The sequence below is a fragment of the Pseudomonas sp. NBRC 111123 genome, from assembly GCF_001320205.1.
Lineage (GTDB): Bacteria > Pseudomonadota > Gammaproteobacteria > Pseudomonadales > Pseudomonadaceae > Aquipseudomonas > Aquipseudomonas putida_J.
This window is the reverse complement of record NZ_BCAZ01000029.1, coordinates 62,003-76,118: the sequence shown is the minus strand read 5'-3', so window position 1 is coordinate 76,118 and position 14,116 is coordinate 62,003. Positions and strand designations below refer to the sequence as shown.

General features: G+C 66.2%; 14 protein-coding genes. 4 read left to right on the top strand and 10 right to left on the bottom strand.

From position 1 onward, the window contains the following. Positions 1-48: 48 nt before the first annotated feature. From APH27_RS15985 to APH27_RS15940, 10 genes are all read right to left on the bottom strand, one after another. Positions 49-1,416: a PepSY domain-containing protein gene (locus tag APH27_RS15985; protein ID WP_027920792.1), complete on the bottom strand. Its 1,368-nt coding sequence runs from the start codon at positions 1,414-1,416 to the stop codon at positions 49-51. 58 nt (positions 1,417-1,474) lie between these two features. Beyond that, positions 1,475-3,532, bottom strand: a complete 2,058-nt coding sequence (locus APH27_RS15980) for a TonB-dependent copper receptor (protein ID WP_060485324.1) — start codon at positions 3,530-3,532, stop codon at positions 1,475-1,477. 66 nt (positions 3,533-3,598) lie between these two features. Next, complete coding sequence (locus APH27_RS15975) at positions 3,599-4,036, bottom strand: DUF2946 domain-containing protein (RefSeq protein ID WP_060485323.1); 438 nt, start codon at positions 4,034-4,036, stop codon at positions 3,599-3,601. 25 nt (positions 4,037-4,061) lie between these two features. Continuing rightward, a complete protein-coding gene (locus tag APH27_RS15970; protein ID WP_060485322.1) occupies positions 4,062-4,547 on the bottom strand; it encodes a copper chaperone PCu(A)C in 486 nt (161 codons plus the stop codon). A 46-nt stretch (positions 4,548-4,593) separates the two neighbouring features. Next, the gene (locus tag APH27_RS15965; RefSeq protein ID WP_060485321.1) at positions 4,594-4,983 is read right to left on the bottom strand and encodes a DUF2946 domain-containing protein; all 390 of its coding nucleotides are present in this window, start codon (positions 4,981-4,983) and stop codon (positions 4,594-4,596) included. Between the two features lie 112 nt (positions 4,984-5,095). Beyond that, positions 5,096-5,950 carry an SPFH domain-containing protein gene (locus APH27_RS15960; RefSeq protein ID WP_060485320.1) on the bottom strand — a complete coding sequence of 285 codons (855 nt, stop codon included), beginning with the start codon at positions 5,948-5,950 and terminating at the stop codon, positions 5,096-5,098. Between the two features lie 27 nt (positions 5,951-5,977). Further along, complete coding sequence (locus APH27_RS15955) at positions 5,978-6,415, bottom strand: NfeD family protein (RefSeq protein WP_060485319.1); 438 nt, start codon at positions 6,413-6,415, stop codon at positions 5,978-5,980. A gap of 62 nt (positions 6,416-6,477) precedes the next feature. After that, positions 6,478-7,212 carry a cobalt-precorrin-6A reductase gene (locus APH27_RS15950; protein ID WP_027920799.1) on the bottom strand — a complete coding sequence of 245 codons (735 nt, stop codon included), beginning with the start codon at positions 7,210-7,212 and terminating at the stop codon, positions 6,478-6,480. Further along, positions 7,209-8,303 carry a cobalt-precorrin-5B (C(1))-methyltransferase gene (locus tag APH27_RS15945; RefSeq protein WP_060485318.1) on the bottom strand — a complete coding sequence of 365 codons (1,095 nt, stop codon included), beginning with the start codon at positions 8,301-8,303 and terminating at the stop codon, positions 7,209-7,211. The genes APH27_RS15950 and APH27_RS15945 overlap by 4 nt, the downstream gene beginning before the upstream one ends. Continuing rightward, positions 8,296-9,507: a bifunctional cobalt-precorrin-7 (C(5))-methyltransferase/cobalt-precorrin-6B (C(15))-methyltransferase gene (locus APH27_RS15940; RefSeq protein ID WP_027920801.1), complete on the bottom strand. Its 1,212-nt coding sequence runs from the start codon at positions 9,505-9,507 to the stop codon at positions 8,296-8,298. Before APH27_RS15940 ends, APH27_RS15945 begins: the two co-directional genes overlap by 8 nt. 226 nt (positions 9,508-9,733) lie before the next feature. Between APH27_RS15940 and cobG the strand changes: the two genes are divergently transcribed. From cobG to cobJ, 4 genes are read left to right on the top strand one after another with little or no spacing between them, the layout of a single operon-like run. After that, positions 9,734-11,065 carry a precorrin-3B synthase gene (gene cobG / locus APH27_RS15935; RefSeq protein WP_060485317.1) on the top strand — a complete coding sequence of 444 codons (1,332 nt, stop codon included), beginning with the start codon at positions 9,734-9,736 and terminating at the stop codon, positions 11,063-11,065. Further along, positions 11,058-11,684 carry a precorrin-8X methylmutase gene (locus tag APH27_RS15930; protein ID WP_027920803.1) on the top strand — a complete coding sequence of 209 codons (627 nt, stop codon included), beginning with the start codon at positions 11,058-11,060 and terminating at the stop codon, positions 11,682-11,684. Before cobG ends, APH27_RS15930 begins: the two co-directional genes overlap by 8 nt. Beyond that, positions 11,681-12,415, top strand: coding sequence for a precorrin-2 C(20)-methyltransferase (locus APH27_RS15925; RefSeq protein WP_027920804.1), 735 nt, complete (start codon positions 11,681-11,683; stop codon positions 12,413-12,415). Before APH27_RS15930 ends, APH27_RS15925 begins: the two co-directional genes overlap by 4 nt. Further along, on the top strand, positions 12,403-14,109 hold the full coding sequence (cobJ, locus tag APH27_RS15920; RefSeq protein ID WP_027920805.1) for a precorrin-3B C(17)-methyltransferase: 1,707 nt from the start codon (positions 12,403-12,405) through the stop codon (positions 14,107-14,109). The genes APH27_RS15925 and cobJ overlap by 13 nt, the downstream gene beginning before the upstream one ends. The last annotated feature ends 7 nt before the right edge of the window (positions 14,110-14,116 follow it).

Sequence of the window (14,116 nt, the reverse complement as noted above, 5' to 3'; positions counted from 1 at the left end):
ACCTGTGGGAGCGGGTTCACCCGCGAAGAGGCCAGTGCAGGTTAAAACTCAGGCGCTGGCCAGCACCCGACGGCGCCGGACCACCAGGCTATCCACCACCCACATCGCCACCATCGACACCCCCACCAGCGGGAACATCACGCCCAGCACCAGCATGACCCCCACCGCAGCCTTCCAGCGCGGCAGATCATGGCGCAGCGGCGGTACCCCCAGCCCACCTTCAGGCCGGCGTTTCCACCACATCACCAGCCCACTCACCGAACCCAGCAGGATCATCAGGCATACCAGCAGGATGATGATCTGGTTCAGCGGCCCGAACATCTTGCCCTCGTGCAGCATCACGCCAAGCTCGGTAGCACGGGCCACTGGGCTGTAGTCCTGCCAGCGCACATCGGCCAACACCTTGCCGGTGTACTGGTCGACATGCAGGGTGGCATCGTTGCGCGGGTCGTCGGCAAACACTGCAATGGTGTACACACCTTCTGCAGTGGTCGGCGCGGTGATGCTGTAGCCCGGCTCCACCTGGCGTGCAGTGGCGATGTCCTGCACCTGCTGCAGGCTCACCTGTGGCGCGGCAGGCGCACTGTCCATCATGTGATGCCCGGCATGCTCGGCATGAGCGCCGGATTGCGGCATGGGGGTGTTCTCCATCGCCCACGGCACGGTCTGGCGGTGGGCGTTGTTGAGCACGCGGGCCTCCTGGTCCGACGTGGGCACGTCATTCCACATGGCCGCCGGGAAGCGGTTCCACAGATCGGCGTACTGTTTGCCCCACATGCCGGTCCAGGTCATGCCGCTGACCAGCATCAGCAACAGCAGGGCAGCCCCCCAGAAGCCGGTCACCGCATGCAGGTCGCGCCAGAACACTCGGCCTTTTGCCGCGAAGCGCGGCCACAGCACACCGGCACCGTTGCGCCCGCGTGGCCACCAAAGGTACAAGCCCGACACCACCAGCACGATACCCCAGCCTGCGGCGAGCTCCACCAGGCGGTCACCGACCGTGCCGACCATCAGTTCACCGTGCAAGGCGCGGGCGATGGCCTGGAGGTTCTGCTTGCCGTCCTGCTCGCCAAGGATCTTGCCGCTGTACGGGTCGACGAACACGTTCAGTTCGCGGCCTGCGTCATGTACCACGAACTGCGCGCTGCGCTCGGCATTGATCGGCGGCAGGTACTGGCCGACATGGCCTTGCGGGTAAGCCTGGCGCACTTCGGCCAGCATCGTATCGGCGCCCTGGCGATGGTGGCCGGCTTCGACCACCATCAGGTCACGGTAGAGCAGCGGGTCGAGCTGAGGCTTGAACAGGTAGATGATCCCGGTGATCGCCAACAGGATCATGAACGGGGCCACGAAAAGCCCCGCATAGAAGTGCCAACGCCAGGCCAGGTTATAGAAATTGACGCGTGTTCCTCTCATGGGAACCTCCTGTGTGACCAGCAGATGGGCGCAACCGAAGGTGCGCCCGTTGTTGTTGTCAGAAGCTGAAATCGACCTTGGTCCAGAAGGTCCTGCCTGGCTCGTTCACCGGCTGTGGATCACTGGCCGGGTAGCCGAACCCGGCATTCCCGGCCAGGTTCAGGTGCTCGGCGTAGGCCTTGTCGAACAGGTTGTCGACCCCTGCGCTGAGCTTTAGGTTGTGGCTCACCTTGTAGGCGCCGTTGAGCGAGAACACGCCGAAGCCGGCGCTCTTGTCGAAGTCCTTGCCGACCACGTTGCCCTGGTTTTCGGCAATGCGGTTCTGCGCTGCCACCAGCCGCCACAGGGCTCCGGCGCTCCAGCTGTCGCGGCTGTAGGTCAGGCCCAGGCGGCTTTCCAGCGGTGGCATCTGCGGCAGTGCCTTGCCATCGCTGCTGTTCTTGCCCCAGGCATAGGCCAGGGTGGCGTCGGCCTTCCAGCCCTCGCTCAGTTTGTAGGCCGCACCCAGTTCACCGCCCATGATGCGGGCGTCGATGTTCTGCGCCTGGGTAGAGCTCATGCCCATCATCCCGGTGCGGTAGTCGAACAGGATGTAGTCACGAATCTGCCCGACGTAGCCCGATGCCCAAGCTTCCAGGCGCTCGTCGCGGTACTGGATACCGAAGTCGAGCTGCGTGGTCTTCTCGGGCTTGATGCTGTCGAAGGCATTCACCGAGCCGGCTGGGCCCTGGTCTGGGGAGAACAGCTCCCAGTAGTCAGGGAAGCGCTGGGCGTGGCCGAGGCCGATGTAGGTGGTAGCCGGCAGTGCTGCCAGGTCGTGCTCGTAGCGGACGAAGCCACTGGGCAGCGTGTCGGCGCGGGTGTTGCCGTTGGTGGCGCTGTCATCACGGAAGTCCCGAGCCGAGGCACGGTCCAGGCGGGCGCCGGTGATCAGGCGATCTTCACCGGTGGCGTACCAGGTCAGTTCGGCGAACGCACCGTAGTTGTGGAAATCGGCATCCTTTTCCCAGGGTTTGTCCTTGTAGGTGTCGATGCCCATGGCGCTGCGCGCGCGGTGCTCGTTGGTCTGCGCATCGATGCCGCTGACCAGCTGCACGTCGGCCCAGCGCCAGGTGGCCTTGATGCGTGCACCCAAGGTGCGGCGGTCGACGGCGGCGGCCATGGGGCCGGCCATCATGCCGGTGCCCGAGGGGGTGCGCAGGCTGTAGTTGTCCATCACGTGGTCGGCGTAGTTGTAGTAGACCTGCGCCTCGACCTTGTCGAGCACCTCGCCCAGGTTGGACTTTTCAAAGCGCAGGCCCAGGCTTTCGCGCTTGAATTGCGCGCCGTCCATGCCACGGCCGGCATAGCGTGCCTCGCCGTCGCCCTTGCCTGCGGTGAGTTCGAGCAAGGTGTCCTGGTCGGGGGTCCAGCCCAGGGCCACATCGCCGTTCCATTTCTCCCAGCGCGAAGGCACGGTATCGCCATTGCCGTCGTCGTAATCGTCCGCGTGCGACTGATTGCCGACGAACCGCGCATAGCCCTGGCTGTTGCCGGCGGCAGCATCGAGCACCTTGTCGAAGCGGCCATTGGAGCCGGCCAGCAAGCTGGCGTTGACCCGGCTACCGAGGGTGCCGAACTTTTCCGGCTCGCGCTCGAAGAGGATCGTGCCCGCTGAGCCGCCTGGCCCCCAGATCACGCTTTGCGGGCCTTTGATCACGGTGAGGCGGTCGTAGGTTTCCGGTGCGATGTAGGAGGTCGGGGCATCCATGCGGTTGGGGCAAGCGCCGAGCATCACGCCGCCGTTGGTGAGAATGTTCAGGCGCGAGCCGAACATGCCGCGCAGCACCGGGTCACCATTGGTGCCACCGGCGCGGATGGCCGAGAAGCCGGGGATGGTTTTCAGGTAATCGGCACCATCGCTGGCCGGCACTGGCTGGCGCGGGTCCTTGGGGTTGGTGACCACGGTCAGCGGCGAGCTCGGTGCAAGCGCAGTGATTACCGTCGGGCTCAGCTCGGCCTCGGGGCCTTCATGGCCAGGGTCTGCGGCCAGGGCCATGGGCGCGAGCAGCGAGCCGCACAGTGCGGCGAATGTCCCACGCAGGGAGGTGGCTAAAACAGGGGTGCAGCCGGACATAGTGATTCCAGTCGATCAGTCATGAGTGTGCGCGAAGCCTCCTGGCTCCGTGCGATAGCGGTGGTGTCAGACGCTGATCGAAAGGGGCGGCGCGCGGCTGCGCGCACCGGGGAACACGGCCTGCCGGGCATGGCCCTGGCGCGTGGGGGCAGGGATGAGGGTAGGCGGAACTGCGCTGGCGACGCTGAGCGGGCTGAGGGTTTGCGGTAAGGCGGGGCAGTTGAACAGCAGGCTGCAATAGCCACACTTTTCCCACATTACGTGCAGTTGGCCGTCGTCGCCGTGGCCTTGCTGGTTGTCGCTGGCATGGGCGTGGGCAGCCGGCATGGACATCGACATGTCCATCGGCATGCTCATGCCGGCGTGGTGGTCCATCGGCATCGATTGGGAAATCAATGGGCCGATGAAGATCATCCACATGGCGAACAGGCTCAGCCAGCCGCCACCGACGCGCCTGCGTTCAGGGCGGGTGGTACGGCTGAGGCTGTTGCGCGGCAGGCTCATGCTGGCGAGCGCCTGTCAGCGGGCGTCAGTGCGCGTGTTCGTGGGCCTGGGGCTGGTCCGCCGGCGCCTGTTTCTGTACGGCCACGTCGACGGTGATGTCGCCGGCCTTCTCGAAGTGCAAGGTCAGCGGGAAGCGCTTGCCGTTGGTGAGCAGGCTGCGGTCCTTGGGCTGCATCAGCATCACGTGGTAGGCGCTGGGGGCGAAGGTCAGGTCCTTGCCAGCGGGCACCACCACGCTCTGCACCTGCTGCATCTTCATGGCGCCGCTGGCGCTCATGGCATGCTCGTGCAGTTGCGCGTCATCGCTGATCGGGCTGTCGACGCTCAGCAGGCGGTCATCGGCCTTGCCGTTGTTGTGCACGACGAAATAGGCGGCAACGTTGGGTGCGTTGGGCGGTAGTTGCAGCGACCAAGGGTGGGCGATGTGCAGGTCGCCCACAGTGTATTCATGTGCGTTGGCGTAGGCGCCGGGCAGCAGCAGGGCAGCCAGTACGAGAGCTTGCTTGAGCATGGTGAGTCTCCGATCTGTTCAGGTTCAGGCAGACAGCGTGATGAACTCAGACCAGGGGAGAGGCACGGGGATTGAGCGCAGGCCATAGCTGGCGCGGCGTGGGCTGGTAATCAATCAGCGGCGGTGCATGCCCGGCCAGCCGTGTGGGCGGGTTGTGCAGTTGCGGCGGGTAACCCGGCAGGGCCAGCAGCGGTGCGGCGCCCGAACAGCACCAGCAGTGCTGCATGTTGGAGTGCTGATCGCTTTGCGTGCCGAGGTCGATCTTGGCCAGGGCCTGGACATCGGCCTTGGCCTTGCCGGCCAGGCTGGAACAGAAAGCCCCCCACAGCAGCTGCTCTGCCGGGCCCTTGGGCGCAGCAGAAGACAGCGGCATGGCCAGCAGGTTGAACAGCACTGCAAGGCAGGCTATCCAGGCAATGTGCCGACGTGGGGGCATGGAGAGATCCGGTCAGGAATCGTGGGCGGTATTGTAAGGCGGAGTATAGGTAAAAATGACGGGGTGCGGTGAAGTGACGCAGGCGGGGGCTGCGAGGCAGCCCCGGCAATGTTCAAGCCTTGTTGCGGCCCATCAGGCCACGCACGGTCTCCTGCAGGTCCGCTGGCAGCACCACGACCTTGGCATTGCTGCTGTTGGCCAGGTTCTCCATGGCCCCTACATAGCGCTCACCCAGCAGGTACATGGCCGGCACGGTCTCGTTGCCGACCGCTTCCTTGACCAGCGAGATCGCCCGCGCCGAAGCCTCGGCCAGGTTGATCTGCGCCTCGGCATCCAGTTTGGCCGCCTGCAGGCGCGCTTCGGCTTCGAGGATTGCTGCCTGCTTGGCGCCTTCGGCGCGGGTCACGTCGGCTTTACGCTCACGCTCGGCGGCTGCCTGGCGCTCCATGGCCAGCTGCATGTTCTGCGAAGGCTTGATGTCCTGGATCTCCACCGAGCGCACGGTCACGCCCCAGTCTTCGGTCTGCTCGGACATTGCCTCGCGCAGGCGCGCCTTGATCTGCTCACGGCTAGACAGTGCTTCGTCCAGGTCCATCGCACCGACGATGGCGCGCAGCGAGGTCATGGTCAGGCTGGTGACGGCGAACGAGAAGTTCTGCACGCCATAGGAGGCCTTCTGCGGGTCGACCACCTTGGCGAAGCACAAGGCGTTGGCGACGATCACCGCGTTGTCCTTGGTAATGATTTCCTGTTCCTGCACGTCGAGGATGATGTCTTTGGTCGGCAGGCGATAGGCGACCACGTCCATGTACGGGATAACGATGTTCAGGCCGGGTTTGAGTGTGCTGTGGTAGCGGCCCAGGCGCTCGACGATCCACTCTTCGCCCTGGGGCACGATACGCACGCCCTTGAATACTGTGATCAGGACAAACAGGGCGATGGCGCCGACGACGATGAGACTGGTCATGATGCAAACTTCCTTTTAATTGCCAATTCAGGCCCGGACGACCCGGGCGGTGTTGCCTTCGATGGCGACGAGCCGCACGCGCTCGCCGGCGGGGATGTCGCCGTCGGCGACGCAGGTCCATTCTTCGTTGCCGAGCAGCGGCTTCTGGAAGCGCACGCGGCCTTTCTGGAATTGCGAGACGCTGCTGGTCAGCAGCCCGACTTCACCGATCACGCTGTCGGCGGTCCAGCGCACGTCGGGTTGTTTGCGTTTGAACAGCTTGAACCAGAGGACCGTGGTCACTGAGGAGAACAGCACCCACAGCAGCACCTGCATGTCCAGTTGCAGGGCGGGGGCTGCCAGGGCGATAAGCGAGACCAGCACGGCACCGATGCCGAACCAGATGATGAAGAACGTGGGCAGTACCAGTTCGAGCAGGATCAGGCCGATGCCGAACACCAGCCAGACCCACCATTGCATTTCCATATGAGTCACGCCTTCCGGGGGGAGGGCCTGAGTTTACGGCAGCGAAGCGGCACAGGGCCACTTCACGGCGTGCAGGAATAATCTGAAACGGCTGTAAGCACTTGAGCGGTGGATGTGAACGCACGATCCACCGCAGGCAAAGTTGGGCGCTTCAGAATCAGCACCGGCACCCCTTGCTCCCTGGCCACCTCGAGTTTCGGCTCGGTCGCCACGCTGCCGCTGTTCTTGCTCACCAGCACATCGATGCGACGCCGTTCGAACAGTGCCCGCTCGTCTTCGATCTGAAACGGCCCACGTGCGCCGATCACCTCGCAACGTTCATTGCCAGGGCAGGCTTCCAGCGCCCGCAGGGTCCAGAACTGCTCCGGCGGAATCTCTTCAAGATGCTGCAGCGGCTCGCGACCCAAGGTGAACAATGGCCGCCGAAACGGCTTGAGCGCCTCGATCAGCCCAGCCCAGTCTTCCACCTCACGCCAATCGTCCCCCGGCTGTGCCTGCCAGGCCGGGCGGCGCAAGGCCCAGCAGGGAATGCCGGCTGCCTGCGCGGCGCTGGCAGCGTTACGGCTGATCTGTGCGGCATAGGGGTGGGTGGCGTCGATCAGCAGGGTAATGCCGGCTTCACGCAGGTAGGCGGCCAGGCCCTGTGCACCGCCATAGCCACCAACCCGCACCTGGCAGGCCAGGTCCTGCGGCACGCGGCCAATACCGGCCAGGCTGTAGATGTGCTCGGGGCCGAGCTGGCGGGCGATGGCCAGCGCTTCGGTGACACCGCCGAGCAGGAGGATGCGGGGCGTCATTGCACACCGGCCTTGCCGACGATGCCGCCCTGGCGGTCGATGGCAAATACTTCGACGTGCACCTGTGTCGGCACCACGCTGCGGGCAAAAGCCAGGGCATGGGCGCACACCGCATCGCCCAAGGCGATACCGGCGGCGTGTGCCAAGGCCAAGGCCTGCTGGCTGGTGTTGGCGGCAATGATCGCTGCTTGCAGCTCGGCGTCGGCGCCGATGTCCGCTGCCCAGCTGGCCAGTTGCGGCAGGTCGATGCTCGAATGTCGGCTGTGCAGGTCCATGTGGCCGGCCGCCAGCTTGCTGATCTTGCCGAAACCACCGCACAAGGTCAGGCGTGGCACTGGCACTTTGCGCACGTGCTTGAGGACGGCACCGACGAAATCGCCCATCTCGATCAGGGCGATTTCGGGCAAGTTGTAGACCCGGCGCATGGTGTCTTCACTGGCGTTGCCGGTGCAGGCTGCGATATGGGTGTAGCCATTGGTGTGGGCGACATCGATGCCCTGGTGGATCGAGGCGATATAGGCCGAGCAAGAGAAGGGCCGCACGATGCCGCTGGTGCCGAGGATCGACAACCCACCAAGGATGCCCAGGCGCGGGTTCATGGTCTTCAGCGCCAGCGCCTCACCCCCCTGCACATTCACCGTGACCTCGAAACCGCCCGGATAGCTGCAGGCGTCGGCCAACTGCTGCAAATGCTCGCTGATCATCCGCCGAGGGACTGGGTTGATGGCGGGCTCACCCACTGCCAGCACCAGGCCGGGGCGGGTGACGGTACCGACGCCAAGGCCTGCGACGAAGCGTATGCCAGGTTGTTCCTGCAAGCGGATCTGGCTGTAGAGCAGGGCGCCGTGGGTGACGTCCGGGTCGTCGCCGGCATCCTTGAGGGTGCCCGCTTCGGCGCGCTCGCCGACCAGGCGGCAGAACTCCAGGCGCATCTGCACCACCTTGCCCTTGGGCAGGGTGATGTCCACGGCGTCGTCGCACTGGCCGGTCAGCAGCAGCTTTGCAGCCGCGAGGCTGGTGGCGGTGGCGCAGCTGCCGGTGGTCAGGCCGCTGCGCAGGGGCGCGGGTTGCTCGTGGGTTTCTTCACGCATCGAGGGGTTTCACCACGTCGAGCAAGGTGATCGGCAACGCCTGGCGCCAGGTATCGAAGGCGCCCAAGGGCTGGGCCTGGGCGATATGGATGCGGGTAAGCTCGCCGCCATGCTGTTCACGAAAATGCGCCAAGGCCAGTTCGCTTTGCAGGGTGACCGCATTGGCCACCAGCCGCCCGCCGGGGCGCAAGCGTTCCCAGCACAGGGGCAGCACGCCTTCGCGGGTGACGCCGCCACCAATGAAAATGGCATCCGGGCGTTCGAGCTCGGCGAGGGCTTCGGGGGCTTTGCCACGAACCAGTTGCAGGCCGGGGACACCCAGGGCATCGCGGTTGTATTCGATGAAGCCCTGGCGGCCTTCGTCGGCTTCGATGGCCAGGGTGCGGCAGGCCGGGTGGGCGCGCATCCATTCGATACCGATCGAGCCACAACCGGCGCCCACGTCCCAGAGCAGTTCGCCGGGCTGCGGCGCCAGGCGCGCCAGGGTAATGGCGCGCACGTCGCGCTTGGTCAGTTGGCCGTCATGGCGGAAGGCGCTGTCCGCCAGCCCGGGCACACGCGACAGGCGCACGGCATTCGGGCTGGCCAGGCATTCGATGGCCACCAGGTTGAGGTCGGCGACTTCAGCGGCGGGCCAGTCATCGGCGCTGGCGCAAAGGTGCCGCTCGGCCGCGCCACCGAGGTGTTCCAGTACGTGCAGGCGGCTGGGCCCGAAGCCGCGCTCGCGCAGCAGTGCAGCGATGGCCGCAGGGCTATCGCCATCGTTGCTCAGCACCAGCAGGCGCTGGCCGCTGTACAGGTGCGCATTGAGCGCCGCCAGCGGGCGTGCGACCACCGACACCACGTGCACGTCCTGCAGCGGCCAGCCCAGGCGCGCGGCGGCCAGGGCGCAGGAGGAGGGCATCGACAGCACCTGCATTTCTGCGGCCGGTACCTGCCGCGCCAGGCTGGCGCCTACGCCGTAGAACATCGGGTCACCGCTGGCCAGCACGCAGACCGGCTCACCGCGCAGGGCCAGCACCGGGGCGAGAGAGAACGGCGTTGGCCAGTCCTGCCGCTGTGCGCCGATGCAGCGCGGCAACAGGGCCAGTTGCCGCGGGCTGCCGATGATCCGCGAGGCGCCCAGCAGGGCGCGCCGGGCCTGCTTGCCCAGGCCGCTGAAGCCGTCTTCGCCGATGCCTACTACTGTCAGCCAGGGGGTCATTGCTACCTCTTTGGGATCTGGGGCTGCTGTGCAGCCCATCGCGACACAAGGCCGCTCCTACAGGGGGCGGTGTTTCCTGCAGAAGCGGCCTTGTGTCGCGATGGGGCGCACAGCGCCCCCAAAATTTCTGCTCAATCGCTGTTGATGCTCGACCACCGGCTTTTCATGCCGCCGGACAAAGCAGGCATAATACCGCGCCTTCTACACTCAAGCGCATTTTCAGCGATTGCCGGACGCCCCTTTGACGCCAGCCAACACGCCCGTAGCCTCACTCCGTCCCTCGGCCTGCCCGGGGTTGTGGCGCATCGTCAACGCCCGTGACGGTGGCATATGCCGTATCAAGCTGCCCGGCGGCTTGCTGCTGGCCGACCAGGCCGAGGCGGTGGCGGCGGCAGCCGAGCGCTTCGCCGGCGGAGTGATCGAGGCCACCAACCGTGGCAACCTGCAGATCCGTGGCATTGGCAGCGATCATGCGGGGCTGGTCGAATGCCTGTTGGCTGCAGGGCTCGGGCCACGTGATGCGGCCAGCGACGATGTGCGCAACCTGATGCTCAGCCCGCTGGCCGGGCATGACCCGGCCATGCTGCTTGATGTCCGTCCGTTGGCCGGGCAAATCCTCGACCTGCTGCAAGGCACGCCGCGCTTCCATCAGCTGTCGGCCAAGTTCGCCGTGCAACTGGACGGTGGTGAAGGCGTGGCAATGCTCGAACACCCCCACGACCTGTGGCTCTCGGCACTGCGCCTGGAGCAGCGTGACTGGCTGGCATTCGGCCTGGCCAGCTGCCCGGCCGACGGCCAGGTAATGGGCGCAGTGCCGCTGGAGCAAGGGTTGGGGCTGGTGCGTGCGGTGCTCGATCGCTTCCTCGATCTGGCCAGCCCTGAACAGTCGCGCATGCGCCAGTTGCTGCAAGATTGCCCGGCGGATGCGTTCATCAACGGCCTCGGCTTGCAGATCCGCCGCGATGCGGCCGTGCTCGAGTGGCAACGCAAAGTCAGCCAAAGCCCATGGCTGGGTGCCGTGACGCAACAGCAGGGCATGGCGTTGGGCGTAGCGCCGCCGCTGGGCCGGCTGTCGCCCGCCATGTTGCGCGGGGCTGCCCGGGTGGCCCGGCAGTGGGGTGACGGCAGCCTGCGCCTGAGCCCGTGGCAAAGCCTGATGCTGACCAACATCGCCGCTGCCGGCCTCGACCAGGCCCGTGTCGAGCTATCGGCGCTGGGCCTGCTTTGCCAGCCTGCCGAGCCCTTGGCGCGCATGGTCGCCTGCACTGGCAGCAGTGGCTGCGCCAAGGGCCAGGCCGAGACCAAGGCCGATGCCGTCGAGCTGGCGGCGCTGCTGGGCAGTGGCGCGCCAGTAAGCGTGCACCTGTCCGGCTGCCCGCGTTCCTGCGCCGTGGCCCATGTCGCCGCGGCCACTTTGCTGGCCCGTTCACCGGGCCGCTATGACCTCTATTTGCGTGACGCGCACCTGCCGGGCCTGGGAGCCCTGCGCGGCACCGACCTTACCTTGAATGAAGCAGGCGCCATGCTCGCCCTGCCGACGGAGCACCTTGATGATTGACTACATCCGCGATGGTCAGGAGATCTATCGCAATTCCTTCCGGATCATCCGCGAGGAAGCCCGGCTCGAGCGGATTCCCGCAGACCTGGAAAAGCTCGCCGTGCGCGTGATTCATGCCTGCGGCATGGTCGATGCCATCGACGGCCTGCAGTTTTCCGCAGGTGCTGGCCGTGCCGGTCGTGAAGCCTTGGCCCATGGCGCGCCGATCCTCTGCGATGCACACATGGTTGCCGAAGGCATCACCCGTGCGCGCCTGCCCGCCAATAACCAGGTGATCTGCACCCTGCGCGACCCAAGCGTGCCAGGCCTGGCCAAGGACGCCGGCAACACCCGTTCTGCCGTGGCCCTGGAGCTGTGGCGCCCGTACCTGGAAGGCAGCGTGGTGGTGATCGGCAATGCCCCGACCGCGCTGTTCTACCTGCTGGAGATGCTCGATGCCGGTGCACCTAAACCTGCGCTGATTCTCGGTTTCCCGGTCGGCTTTGTGGGTGCCGCCGAGTCCAAGGCGATGCTTGCCGCCGACAGCCGCGGCGTGCCGTTCGTGATCATGCAGGGCCGCCTGGGCGGTAGCGCGATGGCCGCTGCCGCGGTCAATGCCCTGGCCACGGAGGTGGAATGATGGCGCCGCGCGGACGTCTTCTAGGCCTGGGCGTAGGCCCCGGCGACCCTGAACTGATCACCGTCAAGGCGTTGCGCCTGCTGCGCGAGTCGCCCGTGGTGGCGTATTTCGTGGCCAAGGGCAAGCGCGGCAACGCCTTCGGTATCATCGAGGCCCACCTGCAAGCCGAGCAGACCCTGCTGCCGCTGGTGTACCCGGTGACCACCGAGGTGCTGCCTGCGCCACTGTCCTACGAGCAGGTGATCAGCGATTTCTACGATGAGGCTGCTGTGCAGGTGGCCGAGCATCTGGATGCCGGTCGCGATGTGGCCGTCATCTGCGAAGGTGATCCGTTCTTCTACGGCTCCTACATGTACTTGCACGACCGCCTGGCCCAGAAGCATGAGGCCGAAGTGGTCCCGGGCGTCTGCTCGATGCTCGGCGGCGCCTCGGTATTGGGCGCGCCGCTGGTGTATCGCAACCAGAGCCTGTCGGTGCTGTCGGGCGTGCTGCCTGCCGAAGCGCTCAAGCGCCGCCTGGCAGATGCCGATGCGGCTGTGATCATGAAGCTGGGCCGCAACCTCCCCAAGGTACGCCAGGTGCTGGGCGAACTGGGCCTGGACGGGCGCGCGCTGTATGTCGAGCGGGCGACCATGGCCAACCAGAAGATCGTGCCGCTGGATCAGGTAGACCCGCAGTCGTCGCCATACTTCTCGCTGATCATCGTGCCGGGGGAAAAATGGCAGGGCTGAACAGTCAACAGGCGCCGGCCATCGTCATGCTTGGGGCCGGCAGCCTGGTCACGGCGCAGCGTATCCAGCAGCGTTATCCACAGGCGATGATTCATGGCCTGCGTGGCCGGGTCGAGGGCGCCGATCAGTATTACGACGGATTCGGCGATACCCTGCGCGCGCTGTACCAGCAGGCCACGCCGATCATCGCGCTGTGCGCAGCCGGTATCGTCATCCGCAGCCTGGCCAGCCTGCTCGATGAGAAAGGTGCAGAGCCGCCCGTACTGGCCGTGGCCGAGGACGGTAGCGCGGTGGTGCCGCTGTTGGGTGGCCTGAGCGGGGTCAACGTCATGGCGCGTGAACTCGGCGAGGCGCTGGGTGTGGCAGCAGCGATCACCACCAGTGGTGAACTGCGCTTCGGCACCTGCCTGCTCAACCCGCCAGAAGGCTATGCCCTGGCGGACCTGGAGCAGGGCAAGCGTTTTGTCTCTGATCTGCTGGCCGGTGAAAGCGTGCGTATCGAGGGTGATGCGCCCTGGCTTGCGCAGGTGCAACTGCCGGCCAGTGACGCGGCCCGGCGTACCATCCATGTCGGCTGTGACGCACGCGAGGCCAGCCGTGATGAGTTGCTGATCCACCCGCGGTCCGTGGTGGTGGCTCTGGCTGCAGGCGGCCCCGGGCTGGCCGAGCAGGTGCGTGGCGCCTTGCGTGAGGCCGGTATCGCCGAGCCCTCGCTGGCTTGCCTGCTGGTCGCCGATCAGGCGATGGCCGAGCCTTCCTTGCACGAGGCCGCAGCGGAACTGGGCGTTGTGCTGCGCTTTGCGGCAATGAACGGCACGCTGGCCAGCATGGTGGCCGAGGCTTTGCCCGAAGCCCGCCTGGTCGAGCGGCCGGGCCTGGTCATCGCATCGGCCGCACTGCCGGTCGACACGGCTCGCCTGGGTCGCAAGCGTGGCCGCCTGGCGGTGATCGGCCTGGGGCCTGGTGCTGCCGAGCTGATGGTGCCGGCGGTAAAGGCCGAGCTGGCGCGTGCCGAGGACATTCTCGGCTACGAGACCTACGTGCGCATGGCGGGGCCGTTCCGTGATGATCAGGTGCAGCACTGCACCGACAACCGTGAAGAGATGCAGCGTGCCCGGCATGCCTTCGAACTGGCGGCCCAAGGCCGTTCGGTGGTTGTGGTGTCTTCGGGCGACCCGGGTGTGTTCGCCATGGCGGCGGCGGTGCTCGAAGCCCTGCATGAGGCGAGCGACCCCGCGTGGCACCGCGTCGACCTTGAAATCCTGCCGGGCGTCTCGGCTTCGCTGGCGACCGCCGCCCAGGCCGGTGCGCCGCTGGGGCATGACTTCTGCGTGATGTCGCTGTCGGACAACCTCAAGCCTTGGTCGATCATCGAAAAGCGCCTGGACCTGGCGGCCCAGGCGGATCTGGTGCTGGCCTTCTACAACCCGATCTCCAGATCCAGGCCGCATCAGCTCGGTGTGGCGCTGGAGGTGGTGCGCAGGCACCGCAAGGGGAGCACGCCGGTAGTACTTGGTCGCGACATTGGTCGGCCCGGGCAGACGCTCAAGGTCGTCACCTTGGCAGAGCTGCAGCCAGACATGGTCGACATGCGCACCATGGTGCTGGTCGGCTCGTCGCTGACCTGTACCTTCGCGCGCGCCGATGGTGGGCTCTGGGCGTACACGCCGCGCTGGTACGGTGCCAAGCCCTGATAGGCCG

Bases quoted from the DNA above. Each gene is read 5' to 3' on its own strand.
- APH27_RS15980 (WP_060485324.1), bottom strand. From the start codon at position 3,532: ATGTCCGGCTGCACCCCTGTTTTAGCCACCTCCCTGCGTGGGACATTC.
- APH27_RS15940 (WP_027920801.1), bottom strand. From the start codon at position 9,507: ATGACCCCCTGGCTGACAGTAGTAGGCATCGGCGAAGACGGCTTCAGC.
- cobJ (WP_027920805.1), top strand. From the start codon at position 12,403: ATGGCAGGGCTGAACAGTCAACAGGCGCCGGCCATCGTCATGCTTGGG.
- APH27_RS15970 (WP_060485322.1), bottom strand. From the start codon at position 4,547: ATGCTCAAGCAAGCTCTCGTACTGGCTGCCCTGCTGCTGCCCGGCGCC.
- APH27_RS15925 (WP_027920804.1), top strand. From the start codon at position 11,681: ATGATGGCGCCGCGCGGACGTCTTCTAGGCCTGGGCGTAGGCCCCGGC.
- APH27_RS15965 (WP_060485321.1), bottom strand. From the start codon at position 4,983: ATGCCCCCACGTCGGCACATTGCCTGGATAGCCTGCCTTGCAGTGCTG.
- APH27_RS15945 (WP_060485318.1), bottom strand. From the start codon at position 8,303: ATGCGTGAAGAAACCCACGAGCAACCCGCGCCCCTGCGCAGCGGCCTG.
- APH27_RS15955 (WP_060485319.1), bottom strand. From the start codon at position 6,415: ATGGAAATGCAATGGTGGGTCTGGCTGGTGTTCGGCATCGGCCTGATC.
- APH27_RS15950 (WP_027920799.1), bottom strand. From the start codon at position 7,212: ATGACGCCCCGCATCCTCCTGCTCGGCGGTGTCACCGAAGCGCTGGCC.
- APH27_RS15985 (WP_027920792.1), bottom strand. From the start codon at position 1,416: ATGAGAGGAACACGCGTCAATTTCTATAACCTGGCCTGGCGTTGGCAC.
- APH27_RS15960 (WP_060485320.1), bottom strand. From the start codon at position 5,950: ATGACCAGTCTCATCGTCGTCGGCGCCATCGCCCTGTTTGTCCTGATC.
- APH27_RS15930 (WP_027920803.1), top strand. From the start codon at position 11,058: ATGATTGACTACATCCGCGATGGTCAGGAGATCTATCGCAATTCCTTC.
- APH27_RS15975 (WP_060485323.1), bottom strand. From the start codon at position 4,036: ATGAGCCTGCCGCGCAACAGCCTCAGCCGTACCACCCGCCCTGAACGC.